16 protein-coding genes and 2 tRNA genes are annotated in these 19,259 nt (G+C 44.8%); 16 read left to right on the top strand and 2 right to left on the bottom strand.

Annotation, left to right across the window (positions count from 1 at the left end):
• Positions 1–116: 116 nt before the first annotated feature.
• Complete coding sequence (gene yhbY, locus PSE69_RS08805) at positions 117–410, bottom strand: ribosome assembly RNA-binding protein YhbY (RefSeq protein WP_014657324.1); 294 nt, start codon at positions 408–410, stop codon at positions 117–119.
• Positions 411–616: 206 nt separating this feature from the next.
• Here yhbY and rlmE point away from each other — a divergent pair, with 206 nt between their 5' ends.
• From rlmE to PSE69_RS08725, 16 genes are all read left to right on the top strand, one after another.
• A complete protein-coding gene (rlmE, locus tag PSE69_RS08800) occupies positions 617–1,246 on the top strand; it encodes a 23S rRNA (uridine(2552)-2'-O)-methyltransferase RlmE (protein WP_004915770.1) in 630 nt (209 codons plus the stop codon).
• 48 nt (positions 1,247–1,294) lie between these two features.
• On the top strand, positions 1,295–3,274 hold the full coding sequence (gene ftsH, locus PSE69_RS08795) for an ATP-dependent zinc metalloprotease FtsH (RefSeq protein WP_127891335.1): 1,980 nt from the start codon (positions 1,295–1,297) through the stop codon (positions 3,272–3,274).
• A gap of 66 nt (positions 3,275–3,340) precedes the next feature.
• On the top strand, positions 3,341–4,189 hold the full coding sequence (gene folP / locus PSE69_RS08790) for a dihydropteroate synthase (RefSeq protein WP_004915787.1): 849 nt from the start codon (positions 3,341–3,343) through the stop codon (positions 4,187–4,189).
• Positions 4,182–5,519 (top strand): phosphoglucosamine mutase, encoded by a 1,338-nt coding sequence (glmM, locus tag PSE69_RS08785; protein WP_004915791.1) that lies wholly within the window; start codon positions 4,182–4,184, stop codon positions 5,517–5,519. The genes folP and glmM overlap by 8 nt, the downstream gene beginning before the upstream one ends.
• Positions 5,520–5,779: 260 nt before the next feature.
• On the top strand, positions 5,780–6,118 hold the full coding sequence (gene secG / locus PSE69_RS08780; RefSeq protein WP_004915793.1) for a preprotein translocase subunit SecG: 339 nt from the start codon (positions 5,780–5,782) through the stop codon (positions 6,116–6,118).
• A 100-nt stretch (positions 6,119–6,218) separates the two neighbouring features.
• A tRNA-Leu gene (locus PSE69_RS08775) sits at positions 6,219–6,308 on the top strand.
• Between the two features lie 59 nt (positions 6,309–6,367).
• A tRNA-Met gene (locus PSE69_RS08770) sits at positions 6,368–6,444 on the top strand.
• Positions 6,445–6,650: 206 nt separating this feature from the next.
• On the top strand, positions 6,651–7,103 hold the full coding sequence (gene rimP / locus PSE69_RS08765; RefSeq protein ID WP_014657325.1) for a ribosome maturation factor RimP: 453 nt from the start codon (positions 6,651–6,653) through the stop codon (positions 7,101–7,103).
• A gap of 23 nt (positions 7,104–7,126) precedes the next feature.
• Positions 7,127–8,635, top strand: coding sequence for a transcription termination factor NusA (gene nusA / locus PSE69_RS08760; RefSeq protein WP_004915799.1), 1,509 nt, complete (start codon positions 7,127–7,129; stop codon positions 8,633–8,635).
• A gap of 23 nt (positions 8,636–8,658) precedes the next feature.
• Positions 8,659–11,391, top strand: a complete 2,733-nt coding sequence (gene infB / locus PSE69_RS08755; RefSeq protein WP_004915802.1) for a translation initiation factor IF-2 — start codon at positions 8,659–8,661, stop codon at positions 11,389–11,391.
• Positions 11,392–11,494: 103 nt separating this feature from the next.
• Positions 11,495–11,905 carry a 30S ribosome-binding factor RbfA gene (gene rbfA, locus PSE69_RS08750; RefSeq protein ID WP_014657326.1) on the top strand — a complete coding sequence of 137 codons (411 nt, stop codon included), beginning with the start codon at positions 11,495–11,497 and terminating at the stop codon, positions 11,903–11,905.
• On the top strand, positions 11,905–12,849 hold the full coding sequence (gene truB, locus PSE69_RS08745) for a tRNA pseudouridine(55) synthase TruB (RefSeq protein ID WP_121874804.1): 945 nt from the start codon (positions 11,905–11,907) through the stop codon (positions 12,847–12,849). Before rbfA ends, truB begins: the two co-directional genes overlap by 1 nt.
• A gap of 122 nt (positions 12,850–12,971) precedes the next feature.
• Complete coding sequence (gene rpsO, locus PSE69_RS08740) at positions 12,972–13,241, top strand: 30S ribosomal protein S15 (RefSeq protein WP_004915813.1); 270 nt, start codon at positions 12,972–12,974, stop codon at positions 13,239–13,241.
• A 280-nt stretch (positions 13,242–13,521) separates the two neighbouring features.
• A complete protein-coding gene (gene pnp, locus PSE69_RS08735; RefSeq protein WP_014657328.1) occupies positions 13,522–15,645 on the top strand; it encodes a polyribonucleotide nucleotidyltransferase in 2,124 nt (707 codons plus the stop codon).
• A 78-nt stretch (positions 15,646–15,723) separates the two neighbouring features.
• A complete protein-coding gene (gene nlpI, locus PSE69_RS08730) occupies positions 15,724–16,641 on the top strand; it encodes a lipoprotein NlpI (RefSeq protein ID WP_004915819.1) in 918 nt (305 codons plus the stop codon).
• Between the two features lie 169 nt (positions 16,642–16,810).
• Positions 16,811–18,679 carry a DEAD/DEAH family ATP-dependent RNA helicase gene (locus PSE69_RS08725; RefSeq protein WP_004915822.1) on the top strand — a complete coding sequence of 623 codons (1,869 nt, stop codon included), beginning with the start codon at positions 16,811–16,813 and terminating at the stop codon, positions 18,677–18,679.
• A 115-nt stretch (positions 18,680–18,794) separates the two neighbouring features.
• Here PSE69_RS08725 and PSE69_RS08720 read toward each other — a convergent pair whose 3' ends face one another.
• Positions 18,795–19,169, bottom strand: coding sequence for a YjaA family stress response protein (locus PSE69_RS08720; protein WP_014657330.1), 375 nt, complete (start codon positions 19,167–19,169; stop codon positions 18,795–18,797).
• Positions 19,170–19,259: the final 90 nt, after the last annotated feature.

Genomic DNA, 19,259 nt, shown 5'->3' with positions numbered 1-19,259 from the left:
CCTATTTGCCTGAATTGGTTATATTATTTTACTGTATTAGCGAAAAAGGCCGCTGGCGGCCTTTTTCTTCATATAAAAGCTGCCTTCAATGGCATTTTTATATAAATTAAGGGTGATTATTTAGGTAAAATAATTTTGCGCTCATCCGATGGACGGTAGAGAACAAGTATCTTGCCTATAATTTGTACATTAACAGCACCTGTTTCGCGAACGATCGCTGCGGCGATCAAATTTTTAGTTTCGCGATCTTCGCCTGCGATTTTGACTTTGATAAGCTCATGATGTGCTAATGAAAGTTCAATCTCAGCTAAAACACCCTCAGTTAACCCATTGTTACCAATCATAACAACTGGGTTGAGGTGATGAGCGAGGCTTTTCAGGTGTTGGATTTGTTTTTTATTAAGATTCATCGATTTTTTGCTTCGTTAGTATTGAAAATGGCTTATTCTACCGCCATCTGATATCTATCACCATCAATTATATTTATCGGATGGTAAAGAAGTAACAATGAACACCCAAAATAATTCGAATTACATGCAGTGGTATCATCAACGTTCATGTAGGCCGAAAAATGATGGGGATAGATGTGCTCTATTTAGTATAGTTGGAAAATGCAATGGCCAATAAAAAACGTTCGGCAAGCTCTAGTCGCTGGTTGCAAGAACATTTTAGTGATAAATATGTTCAACAAGCACAAAAAAAAGGGCTTCGCTCACGTGCATGGTTTAAACTGGATGAAATCCAGCAAAGTGATAAAATTTTTAAACCAGGTATGACCGTTGTTGATTTGGGGGCAGCACCCGGAGGCTGGTCACAGTATGTGGTTAGTCAAATAGGCCATAATGGCCGGGTGATTGCTTGTGATATTTTACCGATGGACCCGATTGTTGGCGTTGATTTCCTTCAAGGAGATTTTCGTGAAGAAGCAGTGCTAGCTGCGCTGTTAGAGCGGGTTGGAGATAAAAAAGTCCAGGTAGTCATGTCTGACATGGCTCCCAATATGAGTGGGACTCCCGCGGTCGATATACCTCGGTCGATGTATTTGGTTGAGTTAGCATTGGATATGTGCCGTGCTGTGCTGGCTCCTGGGGGCAGTTTTATTGTTAAAGTGTTTCAGGGGGAAGGCTTTGACGAGTACCTCAGGGATATCCGTTCCCTATTTACGAAAGTAAAAGTTCGTAAACCCGAATCTTCGCGGGCACGATCGCGTGAAGTATACATTGTAGCGACAGGGCTAAAACTGTAGTACCCTGAACGTTATTTGTTAACACAGTTGTAATATGAGGTTAATCCCTTGAGTGACATGGCGAAAAACCTGATTCTCTGGTTAGTCATCGCAGTTGTTCTGATGTCCTTGTTCCAGAGTTTTGGCCCAAGCGATTCGAATAATCGCAGAGTTGATTATTCTACGTTTATCAATGAGTTAGCCCAGGATCAGGTACGTGAAGTTCGTATCACAGGTCGTGAATTAAACGTCAGAAAGGCTGATAATAGCCGTTATACAACTTATCTTCCTATGCAGGATGAGAAGCTGTTAGACACGTTGCTAAATAAGCACGTAACTGTCGTTGGTGAGCCACCAGAAGAACCTAGCTTTCTGCAAACTATCTTTATTTCCTGGTTCCCAATGCTTCTGCTGATCGGTGTCTGGATCTTCTTTATGCGCCAAATGCAAGGCGGTGGCGGTAAAGGAGCAATGTCATTCGGTAAAAGCAAAGCTCGAATGCTAACGGAAGATCAAATCAAAACGACTTTTGCCGATGTTGCTGGCTGTGATGAAGCAAAAGAAGAAGTTGGTGAAATTGTTGATTTTCTACGTGAACCAGCTCGTTTCCAGAAGTTGGGAGGTAAAATACCAAAAGGCGTCCTGATGGTAGGTCCTCCAGGTACAGGTAAAACTTTGCTTGCTAAAGCAATTGCTGGTGAAGCCAAAGTACCATTTTTTACGATTTCAGGTTCTGACTTTGTTGAAATGTTTGTCGGTGTTGGTGCATCGCGTGTTCGTGATATGTTCGAACAAGCGAAAAAAGCAGCACCTTGTATTATCTTTATCGATGAAATCGATGCGGTTGGTCGTCAACGTGGCGCTGGTTTAGGTGGTGGTCACGATGAGCGTGAACAGACTCTGAACCAAATGCTGGTTGAGATGGACGGTTTTGAAGGCAATGAGGGTATTATTGTTATTGCGGCAACAAACCGTGCTGATGTTTTGGACCCTGCATTATTACGTCCAGGCCGTTTTGACCGTCAGGTTATGGTAGGTTTACCAGATGTACGCGGTCGTGAACAAATATTAAAAGTTCACATGCGTCGTGTTCCTATTGATCCTGCTGTTGATACAGCCATCCTTGCTAGAGCAACGCCTGGGTTCTCCGGTGCTGAATTGGCAAACCTAGTGAATGAAGCAGCCCTGTTTGCGGCTCGTGCCAACAAACGCGTTGTTTCAATGGTTGAGTTTGAAAAAGCTAGGGATAAAGTATGGCTGGGGGCTGAACATCGTTCTTTGATGATGACAGAAGAACAAAAAGAAGCTACCGCGTATCACGAAGCAGGCCATGCAATTGTTGGTTATCTGATGCCTGAGCATGACCCTGTGCATAAAGTGACGATTATCCCTCGTGGGGGGGCATTGGGCGTTACTTTCTATCTACCTGAAGGCGACCAAGTCAGTGCAAGCCGTCAGAAATTAGAAGGGAATATCGCTAGCACATACGGTGGTCGTATTGCAGAAGAGTTAATTTATGGTCATGACAAAGTCTCTACAGGGGCGTCAGGCGATATTCAGCAAGCAACCAACACCGCTAGAAAAATGGTGACTCAGTGGGGCTTCTCTGAGAAGTTAGGGCCAGTACTGTATGCTGACGAGGAAGGGCCTGCATTTTTAGGTCGCTCGGGGCACAGCTCGACTTATTCGGATGAAACTGCTCGCATTATTGATGAAGAGATTAAAGCAATTATTGAGCGCGCTTACCAAGTCGCCTATAAAACGCTGACAGACAATATGGATATTCTGCATGCTATGAAAGATGCATTATTGAAATATGAAACCATTGATATGCCAATGATTGATGATTTGATGAATCGTCGTCCTGTACGCGAACCGGCGGGCTGGGATGAAGACAAAAAAGTCAACAATGTAACGGGTTCTTTTGGTGCTGCGGTTAATACATCAAAACCTGAAACAACGACTGAAAAACCTCAATCTGAAGAGCCAAAAAACAGTAATGATGAATCTCATTCATCAGACAATACAAACGATAACAAACCACAATAAGCTATCGTTAAGTGATATGGAAAAACCCCAGTTCTCTGGGGTTTTTTACGTTAAGGTGAAATAACGATGAAAATTAGAGCAAGGGCTTGTGAACTCGATCTATCCACACCAAAAGTGATGGGGATTTTGAATGTTACTCCTGATTCATTTTCAGATGGTGGCACTCATAATCGTTATCATGACGCATTGGAACATGCCGCTAAGATGGTGAATGAAGGGGCATCGATTATTGATATTGGCGGTGAATCGACGCGTCCGGGAGCGGCAGAGGTTTCTGTCAATGAAGAACTCGATAGAGTTATTCCAATTGTGGAAGCCATTGCACAGCGTTTTGATGTGTGGATTTCTGTTGATACCTCAAAAGCGGAAGTGATGTCAGAAGCCGCAAAAGCAGGTATGCACCTAATCAATGATATTCGCTCATTACATGAGCCAGGAGCCATTGAAGTTGCGGCACAAAGTGGCTTACCCGTTTGTATTATGCATATGCAAGGTCAGCCAAGAACCATGCAAGATGCGCCTAATTATGAAAATGTTGTAGCAGATATTAAAGCTTATTTTGATGCTGAAATTGCGCGTTGTGTCGCGGCAGGTATCGATAAACAGCAGATAATACTCGATCCCGGTTTTGGTTTTGGTAAAAACCTGTCACATAATTATCAACTGTTGGCAAATTTGGATCAGTTTCATGATTTCGGACTACCGCTATTGGCAGGAATGTCTCGTAAATCTATGATTGGAAACTTATTGAATGTTCCACCACAAGAAAGGCTTGTGGGAAGTATTGCTTGCGCAACTATTGCAGCGATGCAAGGCGCACAGATTATTCGTGTACATGATGTCAAAGAGACCGTACAAGCAATGCAGATCGTTCAGATGACTCTGTCAGAAAAGGAAAAGTTAGCGTATGAGTAACCGTAAATATTTTGGTACTGATGGTATTCGTGGCAAAGTGGGTGACAGCCCAATCACGCCTGATTTCGTATTAAAATTAGGCTGGGCAGCAGGGAAAGTTCTTGCTCGCCATGGCTCACGAAAAATTATTATTGGTAAAGATACGCGTATCTCCGGTTATATGTTGGAGTCATCTTTAGAAGCGGGTCTAGCGGCTGCGGGTTTATCTGCGTCATTTACTGGCCCAATGCCAACACCTGCTGTAGCTTATCTGACACGTACTTTCCGCGCTGAGGCGGGGATTGTAATTTCTGCGTCTCATAACCCTTATGATGATAATGGGATTAAATTCTTCTCGATTGATGGGACTAAATTGCCTGATGAAGTCGAAGAAGCGATAGAAGCGGAGATGGAAAAACCAATCACATGTGTTGAATCCGCAGAGCTAGGTCGCGCAAACCGTATTGTTGATGCTGCGGGTCGTTATATTGAATTTTGTAAGGGCACTTTCCCTAGTGAACAAAGCCTCTCTAGCCTAAAAGTCGTTATCGACTGTGCTAATGGCGCAACTTACCATATTGCACCGAATGTATTTCGTGAGTTAGGGGCTGAAGTCATCGCGATTGGCTGTGAACCTAATGGGATCAACATTAATGAGAAGTGTGGCGCTACGGATGTTCGCATGCTACAAGAGCGTGTGCTTGCAGAAAAAGCGGATGTGGGGCTAGCCTTTGATGGTGATGGTGACCGTTTGATTATGGTTGACCATGAAGGTAATAAAGTCGATGGTGACCAAATTCTCTATATCATTGCGCGTGAAGCATTACGTCAAGGCCAATTAAAAGGTGGTGTTATCGGCACGCTGATGAGCAATATGGGGTTAGAAATCGCTCTGAAACAACTTGGCATTCCTTTTGAGCGCGCAAAAGTGGGTGACCGCTATGTACTTGAGAAGCTCCAAGAAAAAGGTTGGAGAATGGGGGCTGAAAACTCAGGTCATATTATCTTATTAGATAAAACGACGACGGGTGACGGTATTGTGGCTGGTCTGCAAGTACTCAGTGCGATGGTTCGTAACCAAATGAGTTTGCATGACTTATGCAGTGGCATGAAACTGTTACCGCAAGTATTGGTTAACGTACGCTTTTCTGGCTCACATGACCCATTACAAAGTGAAGCTGTATTGGCCGCGAGTGAGCAAGTCGAGAAAGAGTTGGCAGGCAAAGGTCGTGTTCTGCTGAGAAAATCAGGTACAGAACCTTTGATTCGAGTTATGGTCGAAGGTGAAAATGAAGCTGACGTTTTGGCGATGGCTAACCGCATTGCTGATGCAGTAAAAGCGGCAGGTTAATCATTTTAACGATAGGATCGTTTAAAAATAAGGCACTAACTGAGAGCCTGACAAAATTGCCCATCCCGAGTTCATTTGCTGTTTTTTTCCGCAAATGAACTCAGGAAATGAAATTTGGCTTGCTTGTCGGCTCAGCTTTGGTTAGTATTCGCACCTGCTTAATCCCGTAAAGGTCATACTTAAGCGGCAAATAAGCGGGTGTGCAGTATTATAGGTCATAGTGGTTACACTATGTTCCGCAAACTGAATAGGTAACTCAAATGTACATAGCTCTTTTAATTGTTTTCTTGTTGGTAGCTATCGGCCTGATTGGTCTGATCATGTTACAACAAGGTAAAGGTGCTGACATGGGTGCGTCATTCGGTGCGGGTGCCTCTGCAACACTGTTTGGTTCATCGGGTTCTGGTAACTTCATGACTCGTATGACTGGAATCTTGGCTGCTGTATTTTTCATTATCAGTTTGATCCTTGGCAATATGACTGCCAATAAATATGGAACTGGTAGCAAATGGGAAAATATTAGTGAACCGGCAAAAGTCGAGCAACCAACAGACGTTCCGGCAGCACCAGCAACACCAACGAGCGATATCCCTCGTTAAGTGTTAAAGATTCCGGATGAAGGCATTTAAGCCATCATCAATAAAGTAAAAAAGAATTTGAGGTTATTGTTAAGTTATTCATCAATAACCTCGCCTCAGTGCCGAGGTGGTGAAATTGGTATACACGCTACCTTGAGGTGGTAGTGCCTACAAAACGGGCGTACGGGTTCAAGTCCCGTCCTCGGCACCATTATTTAAGATAACTTGTGCTCTACAGGTTATTTGTGTAGAATATGTCACGTTTTCAAACGCGGGATGGAGCAGCTTGGTAGCTCGTCGGGCTCATAACCCGAAGGTCGTCGGTTCAAATCCGGCTCCCGCAACCAATTCTTAGTCAGCATATCTTATCAGATGTATTTATCGGAAATTCTCATCGATTTATCACGGTTTTAAAGATATACTAAGAACATGGTGAACCCGTTGGCACTACAGGGTCCAGTTTCATAAAGCCCCGAAATTTCGGGGTTTTTTGTTATTTGACAATCGAATTAACTGGGCTTTTATAGCCCTTTTTTTATGTCTGGGGGTGGGCTTGTCCACATTAGAACAAAAATTGACAGAGATGATTTCAGCACCGGTGGAAGCACTTGGCTTTGAATTTGTAGGCTTAGAGTTTGTCCGTGCTCGTACATCGACATTGCGTGTTTTCATTGATAGTGAAGAAGGCATCACTGTTGATGATTGTGCTGATGTCAGCCATCAGGTGAGTGCAGTATTGGATGTCGAAGATCCAATCTCTGTGGTCTATAACCTAGAAATATCGTCACCAGGGCTAGAACGCCCACTGTTCACTGTCGCACATTATGAGCGTTTTGTCGGTGAAGAGGTGGCACTGACTTTACGCATTGCGATGCAGAACCGCCGTAGATGGCAAGGCATTATAAAAGCTGTCGAAGGTGAAATGATAACGGTTACTGTGGATGGTAAGGATGAAGTGTTCGCCCTTGGCAACATCCAGAAAGCTAACTTGGTACCCCACTTTTAATTAAGTTCAATGAGGCAACTAGGATGAACAAAGAAATTCTGGCTGTTGTAGAAGCGGTTTCTAACGAAAAATCCCTCCCTCGTGAAAAAATCTTCGAGGCACTGGAAACGGCACTAGCGACAGCAACCAAAAAGAAATATGAGCAAGAAATTGACGTTCGTGTCGAAATCGATCGCAAATCCGGTGATTTTGATACCTTCCGTCGTTGGCTGATCGTTGAAGATGTAACGATGCCAACACGTGAAATTACGTTAGAAGCAGCACAATTTGAAAACCCAGAGCTAAAACTGGGCGAATACGTTGAAGACCAAATCGAGTCCGTTGCTTTCGACCGTATTACAACCCAAACTGCAAAACAAGTGATCGTACAGAAAGTACGTGAAGCGGAACGTGCGATGGTGGTTGATCAATTCCGTGAGCAACAAGGTGAGATCATCACCGCTCAAGTTAAGAAAGTAAACCGTGAAAATATCACGTTAGATCTTGGTAACAATGCTGAAGCGGTGATCTTACGAGAAGATATGTTACCGCGTGAAAACTTCCGTCCAGGTGACCGCATCCGTGGAGTCCTGTATGATGTTCGTCCGGAAGCACGTGGCGCACAACTTTTTGTTACCCGTTCTCGCCCAGAAATGTTGGTTGAATTATTCCGCATTGAAGTGCCAGAAATTGGTGAAGAAATTATTGAAATCAAAGCCGCTGCTCGTGATCCGGGTTCTCGCGCTAAGATCGCAGTAAAAACTAACGATAAGCGTATTGACCCGGTCGGTGCGTGCGTTGGTATGCGTGGCGCGCGAGTTCAAGCTGTTTCTAGTGAGCTAGGCGGCGAGCGAATTGATATTGTGTTATGGGATGATAACCCAGCTCAATTCGTGATTAATGCAATGGCTCCGGCTGATGTGGCATCTATTGTGGTTGATGAAGACAAATGTACAATGGATGTTGCCGTAGAAAGCAGTAACTTAGCTCAGGCGATTGGTCGTAACGGCCAAAATGTGCGCTTAGCAGCACAGTTACTGAAAAAACACCGTGGTGATGACAAATGGGAATTGAATGTCATGACTGCAGAAGAGCTGAATGCAAAACATCAGGCAGAAGCGCATGCTTCTATTGACACATTCACTAAGCATCTTGACATTGATGAAGAGTTCGCCACTGCACTTGTTGAAGAAGGCTTCTCGACGTTAGAAGAACTGGCCTACGTGCCTATCAAAGAGCTTCTGGAAATTGACGGTTTAGATGAAGAAACTGTTGAAGTTCTACGTGAAAGAGCGAAAGCGGCCCTCACTACGATTGAATTGGCTCAAAAAGAGAGTCTAGGTGATAACCAGCCGGCAGAAGATTTATTGAATCTGGATGGTATGGATAATACTCTGGCCTATAATTTGGCTATTCGCGGTATCTGTACACTGGAAGATCTTGCTGAGCAGGGCATCGACGACCTGATTGATATCGAGGGTCTGGATGGTGAGAAGGCAGGTGCACTCATCATGGCCGCACGTAATATTTGCTGGTTCGGTAACGATGCGTAAACACTGTAGCAGGAAGGAACGGCATGACAGAAACTGTAAAATCATTGGCAGCAGAAATTCAAACCACAGTTGAACGCCTGGTACAGCAATTTGCTGAAGCAGGGATCAAAAAAGGTGAGAATGACTCTGTTAGTCAGGCAGAAAAAGAAACATTGCTGGGGCACTTGAATCGTGAGCAAGGCGGTTCAGCGAGCCAGCCAAGTAAGTTAACATTGCAACGTAAAACACGTAGTACGTTGAGTGTTCCAGTCACCGGTGGTAAGAGCAAATCGGTAAATGTAGAAGTCCGCAAAAAACGCACTTATGTGAACCGCGACGCTGAGCAAGCGCAAGCGGAAGAACAGGCGAAGCGTGAAGCGGAAGAGCAAGCACGGCGCGAAGCTGAAGAACTGGCTAAACGTGAAGCAGAAGCAAAACGTATCGCAGAAGAAAATGCGAAGCGTGAAGCGGAAGCAAAGCGTGCAGCCGAAGAGAAAGCAAAACGTGAAGCAGCTGAGAAAGCTACGCGCGAAGTAGCGGAAAGAGAAAAAGTGAAATCAAGCGAAAATCATCAAAAAGCTGGCAAAGCCGGTGAGACCAACTCTGAAAAACAGCGCCGTGAAGCTGAAGCAGCAGCTCTGAAGCGTAAAGTTGAAGAAGAAACTCAACGTAAAGTTGAAGCAGAAGCGAGACGTGTCGCAGAAGAGGCTCGCAAAATGGCAGAAGAAAACAACGAAAAATGGAACAATGATTCCAGAATCGACGACGATAGTGACTATCACACGACGACTTCTCGCCATGCTCGTGCAGCGGAAGATGAAAGCGACGAAAAAGAAGAAGGTCGTCGTTCTCGTAACCGTAGTGCGAAAGCGCCTCGCCAAAAGAAAGGCAATAAGCTTTCTGAAAAAGCCGATCGTGAAGAAGAACGCGCTGCTGGCCGCTCTAATCGCGTCAAAGGTAAACAACGTAAAGGTAGTTCACTGCAACAGAGCTTTAACAAGCCTGCGGCAGCAGTAAACCGTGACGTGGTTATCGGTGAAACGATCACTGTTGGTGAACTCGCTAACAAAATGGCGGTGAAAGGTTCACAAGTGATTAAAACAATGATGAAGATGGGCGCGATGGCGACTATCAACCAAGTCATTGACCAAGAAACTGCGCAGCTTGTTGCAGAAGAGATGGGTCACAAAGTTATCCTTCGTCGCGAAAATGAGCTAGAAGAAGCGGTAATGAATGACCGTGATACGGGTTCAGCAGTTGAAGAGCCACGTGCACCGGTTGTTACCATCATGGGTCACGTTGACCATGGTAAAACATCACTGCTTGACTATATTCGTTCAACGAAAGTCGCTTCAGGCGAAGCAGGTGGTATCACTCAGCACATCGGTGCTTACCATGTGAAAACTGATAAAGGGATGATCACCTTCTTAGATACTCCGGGTCACGCCGCGTTTACGTCAATGCGTGCTCGTGGTGCTCAGGCGACGGATATCGTTGTTCTGGTTGTTGCAGCAGACGATGGTGTGATGCCACAAACTATCGAAGCCATCCAACACGCAAAAGCGGCGGGTGTGCCTATCGTTGTTGCTGTGAACAAAATTGATAAACCAGAAGCGGATCCAGATCGTGTAAGAAATGAGCTGTCACAATACGGTGTTATTTCTGAAGATTGGGGTGGTGATACTCAGTTTATTAGCGTATCAGCGAAAAAAGGTACCGGTATCGATGAGCTGCTTGATGCTATCTTGCTACAAGCAGAAGTCCTCGAGCTGAAAGCAGTTTACGCAGGTATGGCAAGCGGTGTTGTTGTTGAATCTTACCTTGATAAAGGTCGTGGTCCAGTTGCAACGATTCTTGTTCAAGAAGGTACGCTCAACAAAGGCGATATTGTTCTTTGTGGTTTTGAATACGGCCGTATTCGTGCAATGCGTAACGAACTCGGTAAAGAAGTTCAATCTGCTGGCCCATCAATGCCTGTTGAGATTTTAGGTCTATCCAATGTTCCATCCGCAGGTGATGAAGCAACCGTTGTTCGTGACGAGAAAAAAGCACGTGAAGTTGCATTGTATCGCCAAGGTAAATTCCGCGATGTGAAATTGGCTCGCCAACAGAAATCTAAACTGGAAAACATGTTTGCTAACATGGAAGAAGGTAAAGTTTCTGAACTGAACATTGTTCTAAAAACCGACGTTCAAGGTACTTGTGAAGCGATTACTGACTCACTGTTAAAACTATCGACTGATGAAGTTAAAATCAAAATCATCGGTTCTGGTGTGGGTGGTATTACCGAAACTGACGCAACTCTGGCTGCGGCATCGAATGCGATCATTCTTGGCTTTAACGTTCGTGCTGACGCATCTGCTCGCCGCGTTATTGAGAGTGAAAGTGTTGACTTACGTTACTACTCCGTCATCTATAGCTTGATTGATGAAATCAAACAAGCGATGAGCGGTATGTTAGCACCTGAATACAAACAGCAAATCATGGGTCTTGCAGAAGTCCGTGACGTCTTTAAATCACCGAAGTTTGGTGCTATCGCTGGTTGTATGGTGACAGAAGGTACTATCAAGCGTAATAACCCAATCCGTGTTCTGCGTGATAACGTGGTTATTTACGAAGGTGAGCTGGAGTCACTGCGTCGCTTTAAAGATGACGTCAACGAAGTCCGTAATGGTATGGAGTGTGGTATCGGTGTTAAGAACTACAACGATGTCCGTGTTGGCGATATGATTGAAGTCTTTGAAGTGATTGAAGTTAAACGTTCGATTGACGGTTAATTTCTTTTATACCCGCGAAGGGGGCATATCGCTTATCGCGGGTATCCATAGCTTTGTATTTATTGGGGGGCAATAGCCCCCCAAAATGTCAGGAGATATAACGATGGCAAGAGAATTTAGTCGTTCTCAGCGCGTAGCCCAAGAAATGCAAAAAGAAATTGCGATTATCTTGCAGCGTGAAGTTAAAGATCCCCGCATTGGCATGGCAACTGTTTCAGGTGTCGAGCTATCAAGAGACTTGGCTTATGGTAAAGTTTTCGTGACTTTCCTTAACATTTCTCATGAAGAACATGAGTCTCAAATGGTTCAAGATGGCATTAAAGCGCTCAATGAAGCTTCTGGCTTTATTCGTTCTTTGCTAGGAAAAGCGATGCGTTTACGCGTTATTCCAGAGTTAACGTTCTCTTACGATAGCTCATTGGTTGACGGTATGCGTATGTCTAACTTAGTTTCCAATGTTATTCGTAATGATGAAATGCGTCGTGCGAACGCGGATGATAAAGAGGAAAAATAATGGGGCGTCGTCGTAGCGGCCGTGACATACATGGCGTTTTGCTGCTGGATAAACCCACTGATATTTCTTCAAACGATGCGCTGCAAAAAGTGCGGCGCTTCTTCAATGCAAATAAAGCGGGTCACACGGGAGCGTTAGATCCACTTGCAACAGGGATGCTCCCTGTTTGTCTCGGTGAAGCAACCAAGTTTTCTCAATTTTTACTCGACTCAGACAAGCGTTATCGTGTGATTGCCCGTCTAGGACAACGTACTGACACTTCGGATTCCCATGGTCAAATCATCAGTGAGCGTAACGTTGAGTTTACACAAGCTCAGCTTGATGAGGCATTAGCGCATTTTCGTGGTGATACATTGCAAGTGCCATCAATGTATTCGGCACTAAAACATCAAGGGAAACCTTTGTATGAGTATGCGCGTAAAGGGATCACCGTTGAGCGGGAAGCACGGCCTATCACAGTGTATGAGTTACAGTTTATTCGTTTAGAAAATAATGAACTGGAACTGGAAATTCACTGCTCTAAAGGTACTTATATTCGTACCATTATTGACGATTTAGGTGAGATGTTAGGTTGTGGTGCACATGTCATTTACCTACGACGCTTGCAGGTAGCAAACTACCCTTATGCGCGGATGGTGACATTAGAGCAGCTCGCCGCATTAAGAGCGCAAGTTGATGAAGGCAATGGCACTTTTGAATCGCTGCTCGACCCTTTATTGTTGCCGATGGATACTGCGGTGGTGCATTTTCCTGCCGTTAATTTGACAGAAGAAACGGCGGCATACTTTAAGCAGGGCCAGCCTGTTAGGGCGAATATTGGTCAATTAGCGGAAGGCACCATGGTTCGCGTGACTTGTGGTACTGTTGAACGTTTTATTGGCATTGCGTTGATCAGTGAAGATATGCGGGTTGCTCCTCGGCGTTTAGTTGTTGAAAATGAATAATCCGCATGGCGGCACTTATTGCTTTGCGACTATAAGCAGCGTAGAATAGCGGCGCTTAATCTGTGAGATGCTAAATTAGAGATTGGCTCTCATTACATACATTTATACATTTGGAGTTTAATATGTCTCTAAGTACTGAAGCTAAAGCAAAAATCGTTGCTGAATTCGGCCGCGATGCTAACGACACTGGTTCAAGCGAAGTGCAAATCGCTTTGTTGACCGCTCAAATCAACCATCTGCAAAGCCACTTTGCAGAGCACAAAAAAGATCACCACAGCCGTCGTGGTCTGCTGCGTATGGTTGCTCAGCGTCGTAGATTGCAAGCTTATCTGAAAAGCAAAGATATCGCGCGTTACACCGCTCTTATCGAGCGTCTGGGTCTGCGTCGTTAATCGAGTCAGTTTCAGTGGAAAGGGGCCTAATGGCCCCTTTTCTTCTAAAAGTTATATTTAAAGTTGAAGTAAGACTCGAATTATACTTAACTTAAATGCTAAGCTATGATTCGTAATTAATTGTTTTATTAACGCCTCTTCAGCTACACCGATTCGCGCGGCTAATGAGAAAATTGATCATTTGAATATCTGTCTTCTCATTAGTCGCGAGGCTGTAGTTAGGAAGAGAAAGCCAATGCCACGAGAGAGAGTCGAGTAGCCTAAAATAAAGGGTACTATTTTGTTAAATCCTATCGTACGCAAATTTCAATACGGTCAACATACCGTATCCATTGAAACCGGCATGATAGCGCGTCAAGCGACTGCCGCTGTTATGGTAAACATGGATGATACAGCCGTTTTCGTGACCGCGGTTGCTCAGAAAAAAGTTAAAGAAGGCCAAGACTTCTTCCCTCTGACCGTTAACTACCAAGAGCGCTCTTATGCTGCTGGTCGTATTCCAGGCAGTTTCTTCCGTCGTGAAGGCCGCCCTGGTGAAGGTGAAACGCTGATCGCGCGTCTTATTGACCGCCCATTACGCCCTCTGTTCCCAGAAGGTTTCCTGAACGAAATCCAAATCATCGCAACCGTTGTTTCTGTTAACCCACAAGTTAACCCGGATATTGTTGCTATGATCGGTGCATCGGCTGCATTGGCGTTGTCTGGTGTTCCTTTTAATGGCCCAATTGGTGCGGCACGTGTTGGTTTTATCAATGACCAATATGTTCTGAACCCAACAGCAGATGAGCTAAAATTAAGCCGCCTTGATTTAGTGGTAGCAGGAACAGAAAGCGCAGTTCTGATGGTTGAGTCAGAAGCGGATCTGTTAAGCGAAGAGCAAATGCTGGGTGCCGTTGTTTTTGGTCATGATCAACAACAAATCGTGATTCAAGAAATCAATGAGTTAGTTAAAGAAGCAGGTAAAGAAAAATGGGATTGGCAACCAGAGCCAGTTAACCAAGCTTTACGTGATAAAGTTGCAGCGCTGGCTGAAAGCCGTATGGGTGATGCTTATCGTATCACTGAAAAACAAGAGCGTTATGAGCAAGTTGACCTGATCAAAGAAGAAGTCACAGCAGCAATCGTGGCTGAAGATGAAAATGTCGACGTAGCTGAAGTTGCTGACATTCTAGCGAACCTAGAAAAACAAGTTGTTCGTAGCCGTGTCATTCGTGGTGAGCCACGTATTGATGGTCGTGAAAAAGACATGGTTCGTGCGCTGGATGTACGCACTAGCGTTCTGCCACGTACTCACGGTTCTGCGCTATTTACCCGTGGTGAAACTCAGGCATTAGTCACTGCAACACTGGGTACTGAACGTGATGCACAGGTTATTGACCAGTTAATGGGCGAATATACTGACCGCTTCTTGTTCCACTATAACTTCCCTCCATACTCTGTTGGTGAAACAGGTATGGTTGGTTCGCCTAAGCGTCGTGAAATTGGTCATGGTCGTTTAGCGAAACGCGGTGTGATGGCGGTCATGCCTGATCATGCTGATTTCCCATACACTGTTCGTGTTGTATCTGAAATCACTGAATCAAACGGTTCATCATCAATGGCGTCGGTTTGTGGTGCTTCTTTAGCACTGATGGATGCAGGTGTACCAATTAAAGCAGCGGTTGCTGGTATTGCTATGGGTCTGGTTAAAGAAGGCGATGATTTCGTCGTACTTTCTGACATCCTTGGTGATGAAGACCATTTAGGCGATATGGACTTTAAAGTCGCAGGTAGCCGTGATGGTATCAGCGCACTGCAAATGGATATTAAAATCGAAGGTATTACTCGCGAAATCATGCAAGTTGCATTGAACCAAGCAAAAGGTGCTCGTCTGCACATCCTAGGTACAATGGAACAAGCGATTAACAGCCCTCGTGATGATATTTCTGAATTTGCACCACGTATTCACACTATCCGCATTAATCCAGATAAGATTAAAGATGTTATCGGTAAAGGTGGTTCGGTTATCCGTGCGCTGACAGAAGAAACTGGCACTACAATCGAAATTGAAGATGATGGTACAGTGAAAATTGCTGCAACTGATGGCTTGAAAGCAAAAGAAGCTATCCGTCGTATCGAAGAAATTACTGCTGAAGTCGAAGTCGGCCGTGTTTACCAAGGTAAAGTTACTCGTATCGTTGACTTTGGTGCGTTCGTTGCTATCGGTGGTGGTAAAGAAGGCTTAGTGCATATTTCTCAAATCGCCGATAAGCGTGTTGAGAAAGTGACTGACTATCTGCAAATGGGTCAAGAAGTTCCTGTTAAGGTGTTGGAAATCGACCGTCAAGGCCGTATCCGCCTGAGCATGAAAGAAGCTGTTGCGACTGAAGAAACTCCAGCACAGCAGCAGGACTCAGCAGAATAGGCTGAATCTAAGCAGCGCCCTATAAGTTAGGGCGCATAGCCGTAATTTGCTGAAATAGTGGTAATGTAAGGGCGGAGTATGCTGAATAGTATCTGTCTTCGGTTTAGGGGCTTAAGCACGTTTACTCGTGTGGTCTCTGCGCTTATCTTTTTTGTGCTCATTGGATGCAGCAGTAAAGATTGGCGTAAAAACGAGGTATTTGCTGTTCCTCTGCAACCTTCATTACAACAAGAAGTAATATTGGCTCGTATGGAACAAATCCTTGCGAGCCGATCTTTAACCGATGACGAATACGCTCAGCTTTTATATGAGCGCGGAGTGTTGTATGATAGTCTCGGTTTGAGGGCGTTAGCGCGCAATGATTTTTCAACGGCGTTAGCGATTCGCCCTGATATTCCTGAAATTTTTAACTTTTTAGGAATATATTTTACGCAGGCTGGCAACTATGATGCCGCCTATGAAGCGTTTGATTCTGTATTAGAGCTTGATCCAACTTACACTTTCGCGCGTATGAACCGCGGCATCGCATTATATTACGGTGGTCGGTACAAACTAGCGCAAGATGATCTGCTGGCGTATTATCAGATAGATCCAAATGATCCTTTTCGCACGCTATGGCTTTATCTCGTTGAGAAAGACATAGACCCGCGAGTGGCGCAAGATAATCTTGCAGCTCGTTATGACCGTGCGGAGAAAGGGCTATGGGGCTGGAATATCGTAGAGTTTTACCTTGGCAAAATCAGTGAAAACACATTGATGGAGCGCTTGAAAGAAACTTCTACGGATAACACTTCGCTCGCTGAGCATCTCAGTGAAACTAACTTCTATTTAGGTAAGCATTACCTAAGTCTGGGGGATAAGGATAGCGCAACTGCGTTATTCAAACTGACGGTGGCTAACAACGCTCATAGCTTTGTTGAACACCGCTATGCATTGTTGGAATTGGCGCTGTTAGGCCAAGAACAAGACGACCTTTTAGAATCGGGCCAGCAATAGCTGACGAACATTTCATCACTATTTTTTGAGTCATCATCCTTCGGGGTGACGGCCTATTTGTTCGTTTAATAACACAATTTGAGCCAGTTCACATTTTAAATGAAAATGACCGAAATGATTTTCGCACGGTTATGTAAACTGGCCGCCATTAAGTATGAGGCACCTTTACATGACCACCGAGACTGATATCTCTTTCGCTGATTTAGGTTTATCAGCGTCTATTTTGACTGCACTAAACGACCTGGGATATGAAAAACCTTCTCCGATCCAAAAACAATGTATTCCATTGTTAATGGACGGTAATGATGTGTTGGGTATGGCACAGACGGGGAGTGGTAAAACCGCAGCCTTTAGTTTGCCGCTACTGCACAACATTGATCCAGATTTAAAAGCTCCGCAAATTCTAGTCCTAGCCCCAACACGTGAGTTGGCGGTTCAGGTTGCTGAAGCGATGGGCGATTTTTCTAAACACATGAGCCGTGTTAACGTGGTGGCCCTATATGGTGGCCAGCGTTACGACGTGCAATTGCGTGCTTTGCGCCAAGGGCCACAAGTTGTTGTAGGAACGCCTGGGCGTCTGCTTGATCATCTGAAACGCGGTACATTAGACCTGTCTAAATTGAAAGGCTTAGTACTGGATGAAGCTGATGAAATGCTGCGTATGGGCTTTATTGAAGATGTTGAAAACATCATGAGCCAAATTCCAGCAGAGCATCAAACAGCGCTGTTTTCAGCGACGATGCCAGAACCAATTCGTCGTATAACACGCCGTTTCATGAAAGAGCCTAAAGAAATTCGTATTCAGGCTAGCATCACAACACGTCCAGATATTGCTCAAAGCTATTGGACTGTTTACGGCATGCGCAAAAATGAGGCTCTGGTTCGTTTCTTAGAAGCCGAAGATTTTGACGCAGCAATTATTTTTGTTCGTACAAAGAATGCAACGCTGGAAGTGGCAGAAGCGCTCGAGCGCAACGGTTATAACAGTGCTGCATTGAACGGTGATATGAACCAAGCGCTACGTGAACAAACGCTAGAACGTTTAAAAGACGGTCGTTTGGATATTTTGATCGCCACTGACGTTGCTGCTCGTGGTCTTGATGTTGACCGTATTAGCTTAGTCGTTAACTATGACATCCCAATGGATGCAGAGTCTTATGTTCACCGTATCGGTCGTACTGGCCGTGCAGGGCGTGCTGGCCGTGCACTCTTGTTCGTAGAGAACCGTGAGCGTCGTTTGCTGCGTAACGTTGAACGCACCATGAAGCTAACGATCCCTGAAGTTGAACTGCCAGATTCACAATTGCTAAGTGAACGTCGTCAGGCGAAATTTGCTGAAAAAATCCAACAGCAATTTGAAAGCAGTGACTTAGACCAATACCGCGCGCTGTTAAAGAAACTGTCACCGTCAGAAGATGTTGATATGGAAACATTGGCCGCCGCGTTGCTAAAAATGGCTCAAGGTGAGCGTGCACTTATTCTGCCACCAGATGCACCGCGTCGCCCACGTCGTGAATTCAATGACCGTGATGATCGCCGTCGTGATCGTAATGGCAATGGCTTTGACCGTGCAGAGCGTGGTGATCGTAGTGGTCGTCGTGAGCGCCGTGATGTTGGCGATATGGAAATGTATCGCATCGAAGTCGGCCGTGATGATGGCGTAGAAGTGCGTCACATTGTAGGGGCGATTGCCAATGAAGCGGATATTAGCAGCCGTTATATTGGTAATATCAAGCTGTTTGGCTCTCACTCAACGATTGAGCTACCAAAAGGCATGCCAACCGAAGTGTTAACTCACTTAAGCCGTGCACGCATTTTGAATAAACCAATGCAAATGCAATTAATTGGTGATGCACAGCCGTTTGAACGTCGTGAGCGTCGTGGTGGTTCACGCCGTGACGGTGGCTTTAATGGTGAGCGTCGCAACGACCGTGAGGGTGGCAATCGTCGTGGTGGCCATCGTGGTAACGGACGTGGTCGTAATGAAGATCACAACTCGGCAGCTCCGCGCCGCCGTAGCACCAGCCATAATGCTTAATTACACACATTTACCGAGTGTTTCTATTTAGGAAGCACGACTTAAATTGTGAAAAAACCGCTTCAAATTAATGGAGCGGTTTTTTTATGTTGTTCTAACACGACAGGTAATAACACTATTTATTATCTAATAATTCTTCCGCTTGCCTTTGTGGTATTGGTAATTCGTCATGGCTGACAATCACTTTTTTCAGTTTATGATTAAACGCCGTAACGGTAATTTCTTCTAATAACCTGACTTCAACGGGGCTTAGTCCACCTTCATTTTTTTCTAAGGCTTGTATAACAATGCGGTGATGAGGGGTTAAAGGAAGGCGAATACTGAGTTTCATTGCATCAATAAGCTGTATTAGGAGGCTTTGGGCGACGTAGAAATCTCCGACAATTAACCGAGAAGATGAGAACTCCCCTTCGGCGGTGTACTCCTCATGGGTCTTTAGGTTTTTTAAAGTCATTGAGTTAGTGCGAAGTTGTAAATAGAAGTCCGCCATGTGTGATCTCCTTATAAACTCGTTATCCGCCAAGTTGCAGTATGTTGACTTGTCGCCTAGCGACAACGCAAATTATTTAGAGTCAGTATG

The organism is Providencia sp. PROV122, from assembly GCF_028482365.1.
GTDB classification, from domain to species: domain Bacteria; phylum Pseudomonadota; class Gammaproteobacteria; order Enterobacterales; family Enterobacteriaceae; genus Providencia; species Providencia stuartii.
The sequence above is the reverse complement of the archived record's forward strand: the minus strand, read 5'-3'. Positions and strand labels throughout refer to the sequence as shown.

What these genes read in the sequence shown, in the direction of transcription:
- yhbY (WP_014657324.1), bottom strand. Translation starts at nt 410, where the DNA reads ATGAATCTTAATAAAAAACAAATCCAACACCTGAAAAGCCTCGCTCAT.
- rlmE (WP_004915770.1), top strand. Translation starts at nt 617, where the DNA reads ATGGCCAATAAAAAACGTTCGGCAAGCTCTAGTCGCTGGTTGCAAGAA.
- folP (WP_004915787.1), top strand. Translation starts at nt 3,341, where the DNA reads ATGAAAATTAGAGCAAGGGCTTGTGAACTCGATCTATCCACACCAAAA.
- glmM (WP_004915791.1), top strand. Translation starts at nt 4,182, where the DNA reads ATGAGTAACCGTAAATATTTTGGTACTGATGGTATTCGTGGCAAAGTG.
- secG (WP_004915793.1), top strand. Translation starts at nt 5,780, where the DNA reads ATGTACATAGCTCTTTTAATTGTTTTCTTGTTGGTAGCTATCGGCCTG.
- nusA (WP_004915799.1), top strand. Translation starts at nt 7,127, where the DNA reads ATGAACAAAGAAATTCTGGCTGTTGTAGAAGCGGTTTCTAACGAAAAA.
- infB (WP_004915802.1), top strand. Translation starts at nt 8,659, where the DNA reads ATGACAGAAACTGTAAAATCATTGGCAGCAGAAATTCAAACCACAGTT.
- rbfA (WP_014657326.1), top strand. Translation starts at nt 11,495, where the DNA reads ATGGCAAGAGAATTTAGTCGTTCTCAGCGCGTAGCCCAAGAAATGCAA.
- truB (WP_121874804.1), top strand. Translation starts at nt 11,905, where the DNA reads ATGGGGCGTCGTCGTAGCGGCCGTGACATACATGGCGTTTTGCTGCTG.
- rpsO (WP_004915813.1), top strand. Translation starts at nt 12,972, where the DNA reads ATGTCTCTAAGTACTGAAGCTAAAGCAAAAATCGTTGCTGAATTCGGC.
- nlpI (WP_004915819.1), top strand. Translation starts at nt 15,724, where the DNA reads ATGCTGAATAGTATCTGTCTTCGGTTTAGGGGCTTAAGCACGTTTACT.
- PSE69_RS08725 (WP_004915822.1), top strand. Translation starts at nt 16,811, where the DNA reads ATGACCACCGAGACTGATATCTCTTTCGCTGATTTAGGTTTATCAGCG.
- PSE69_RS08720 (WP_014657330.1), bottom strand. Translation starts at nt 19,169, where the DNA reads ATGGCGGACTTCTATTTACAACTTCGCACTAACTCAATGACTTTAAAA.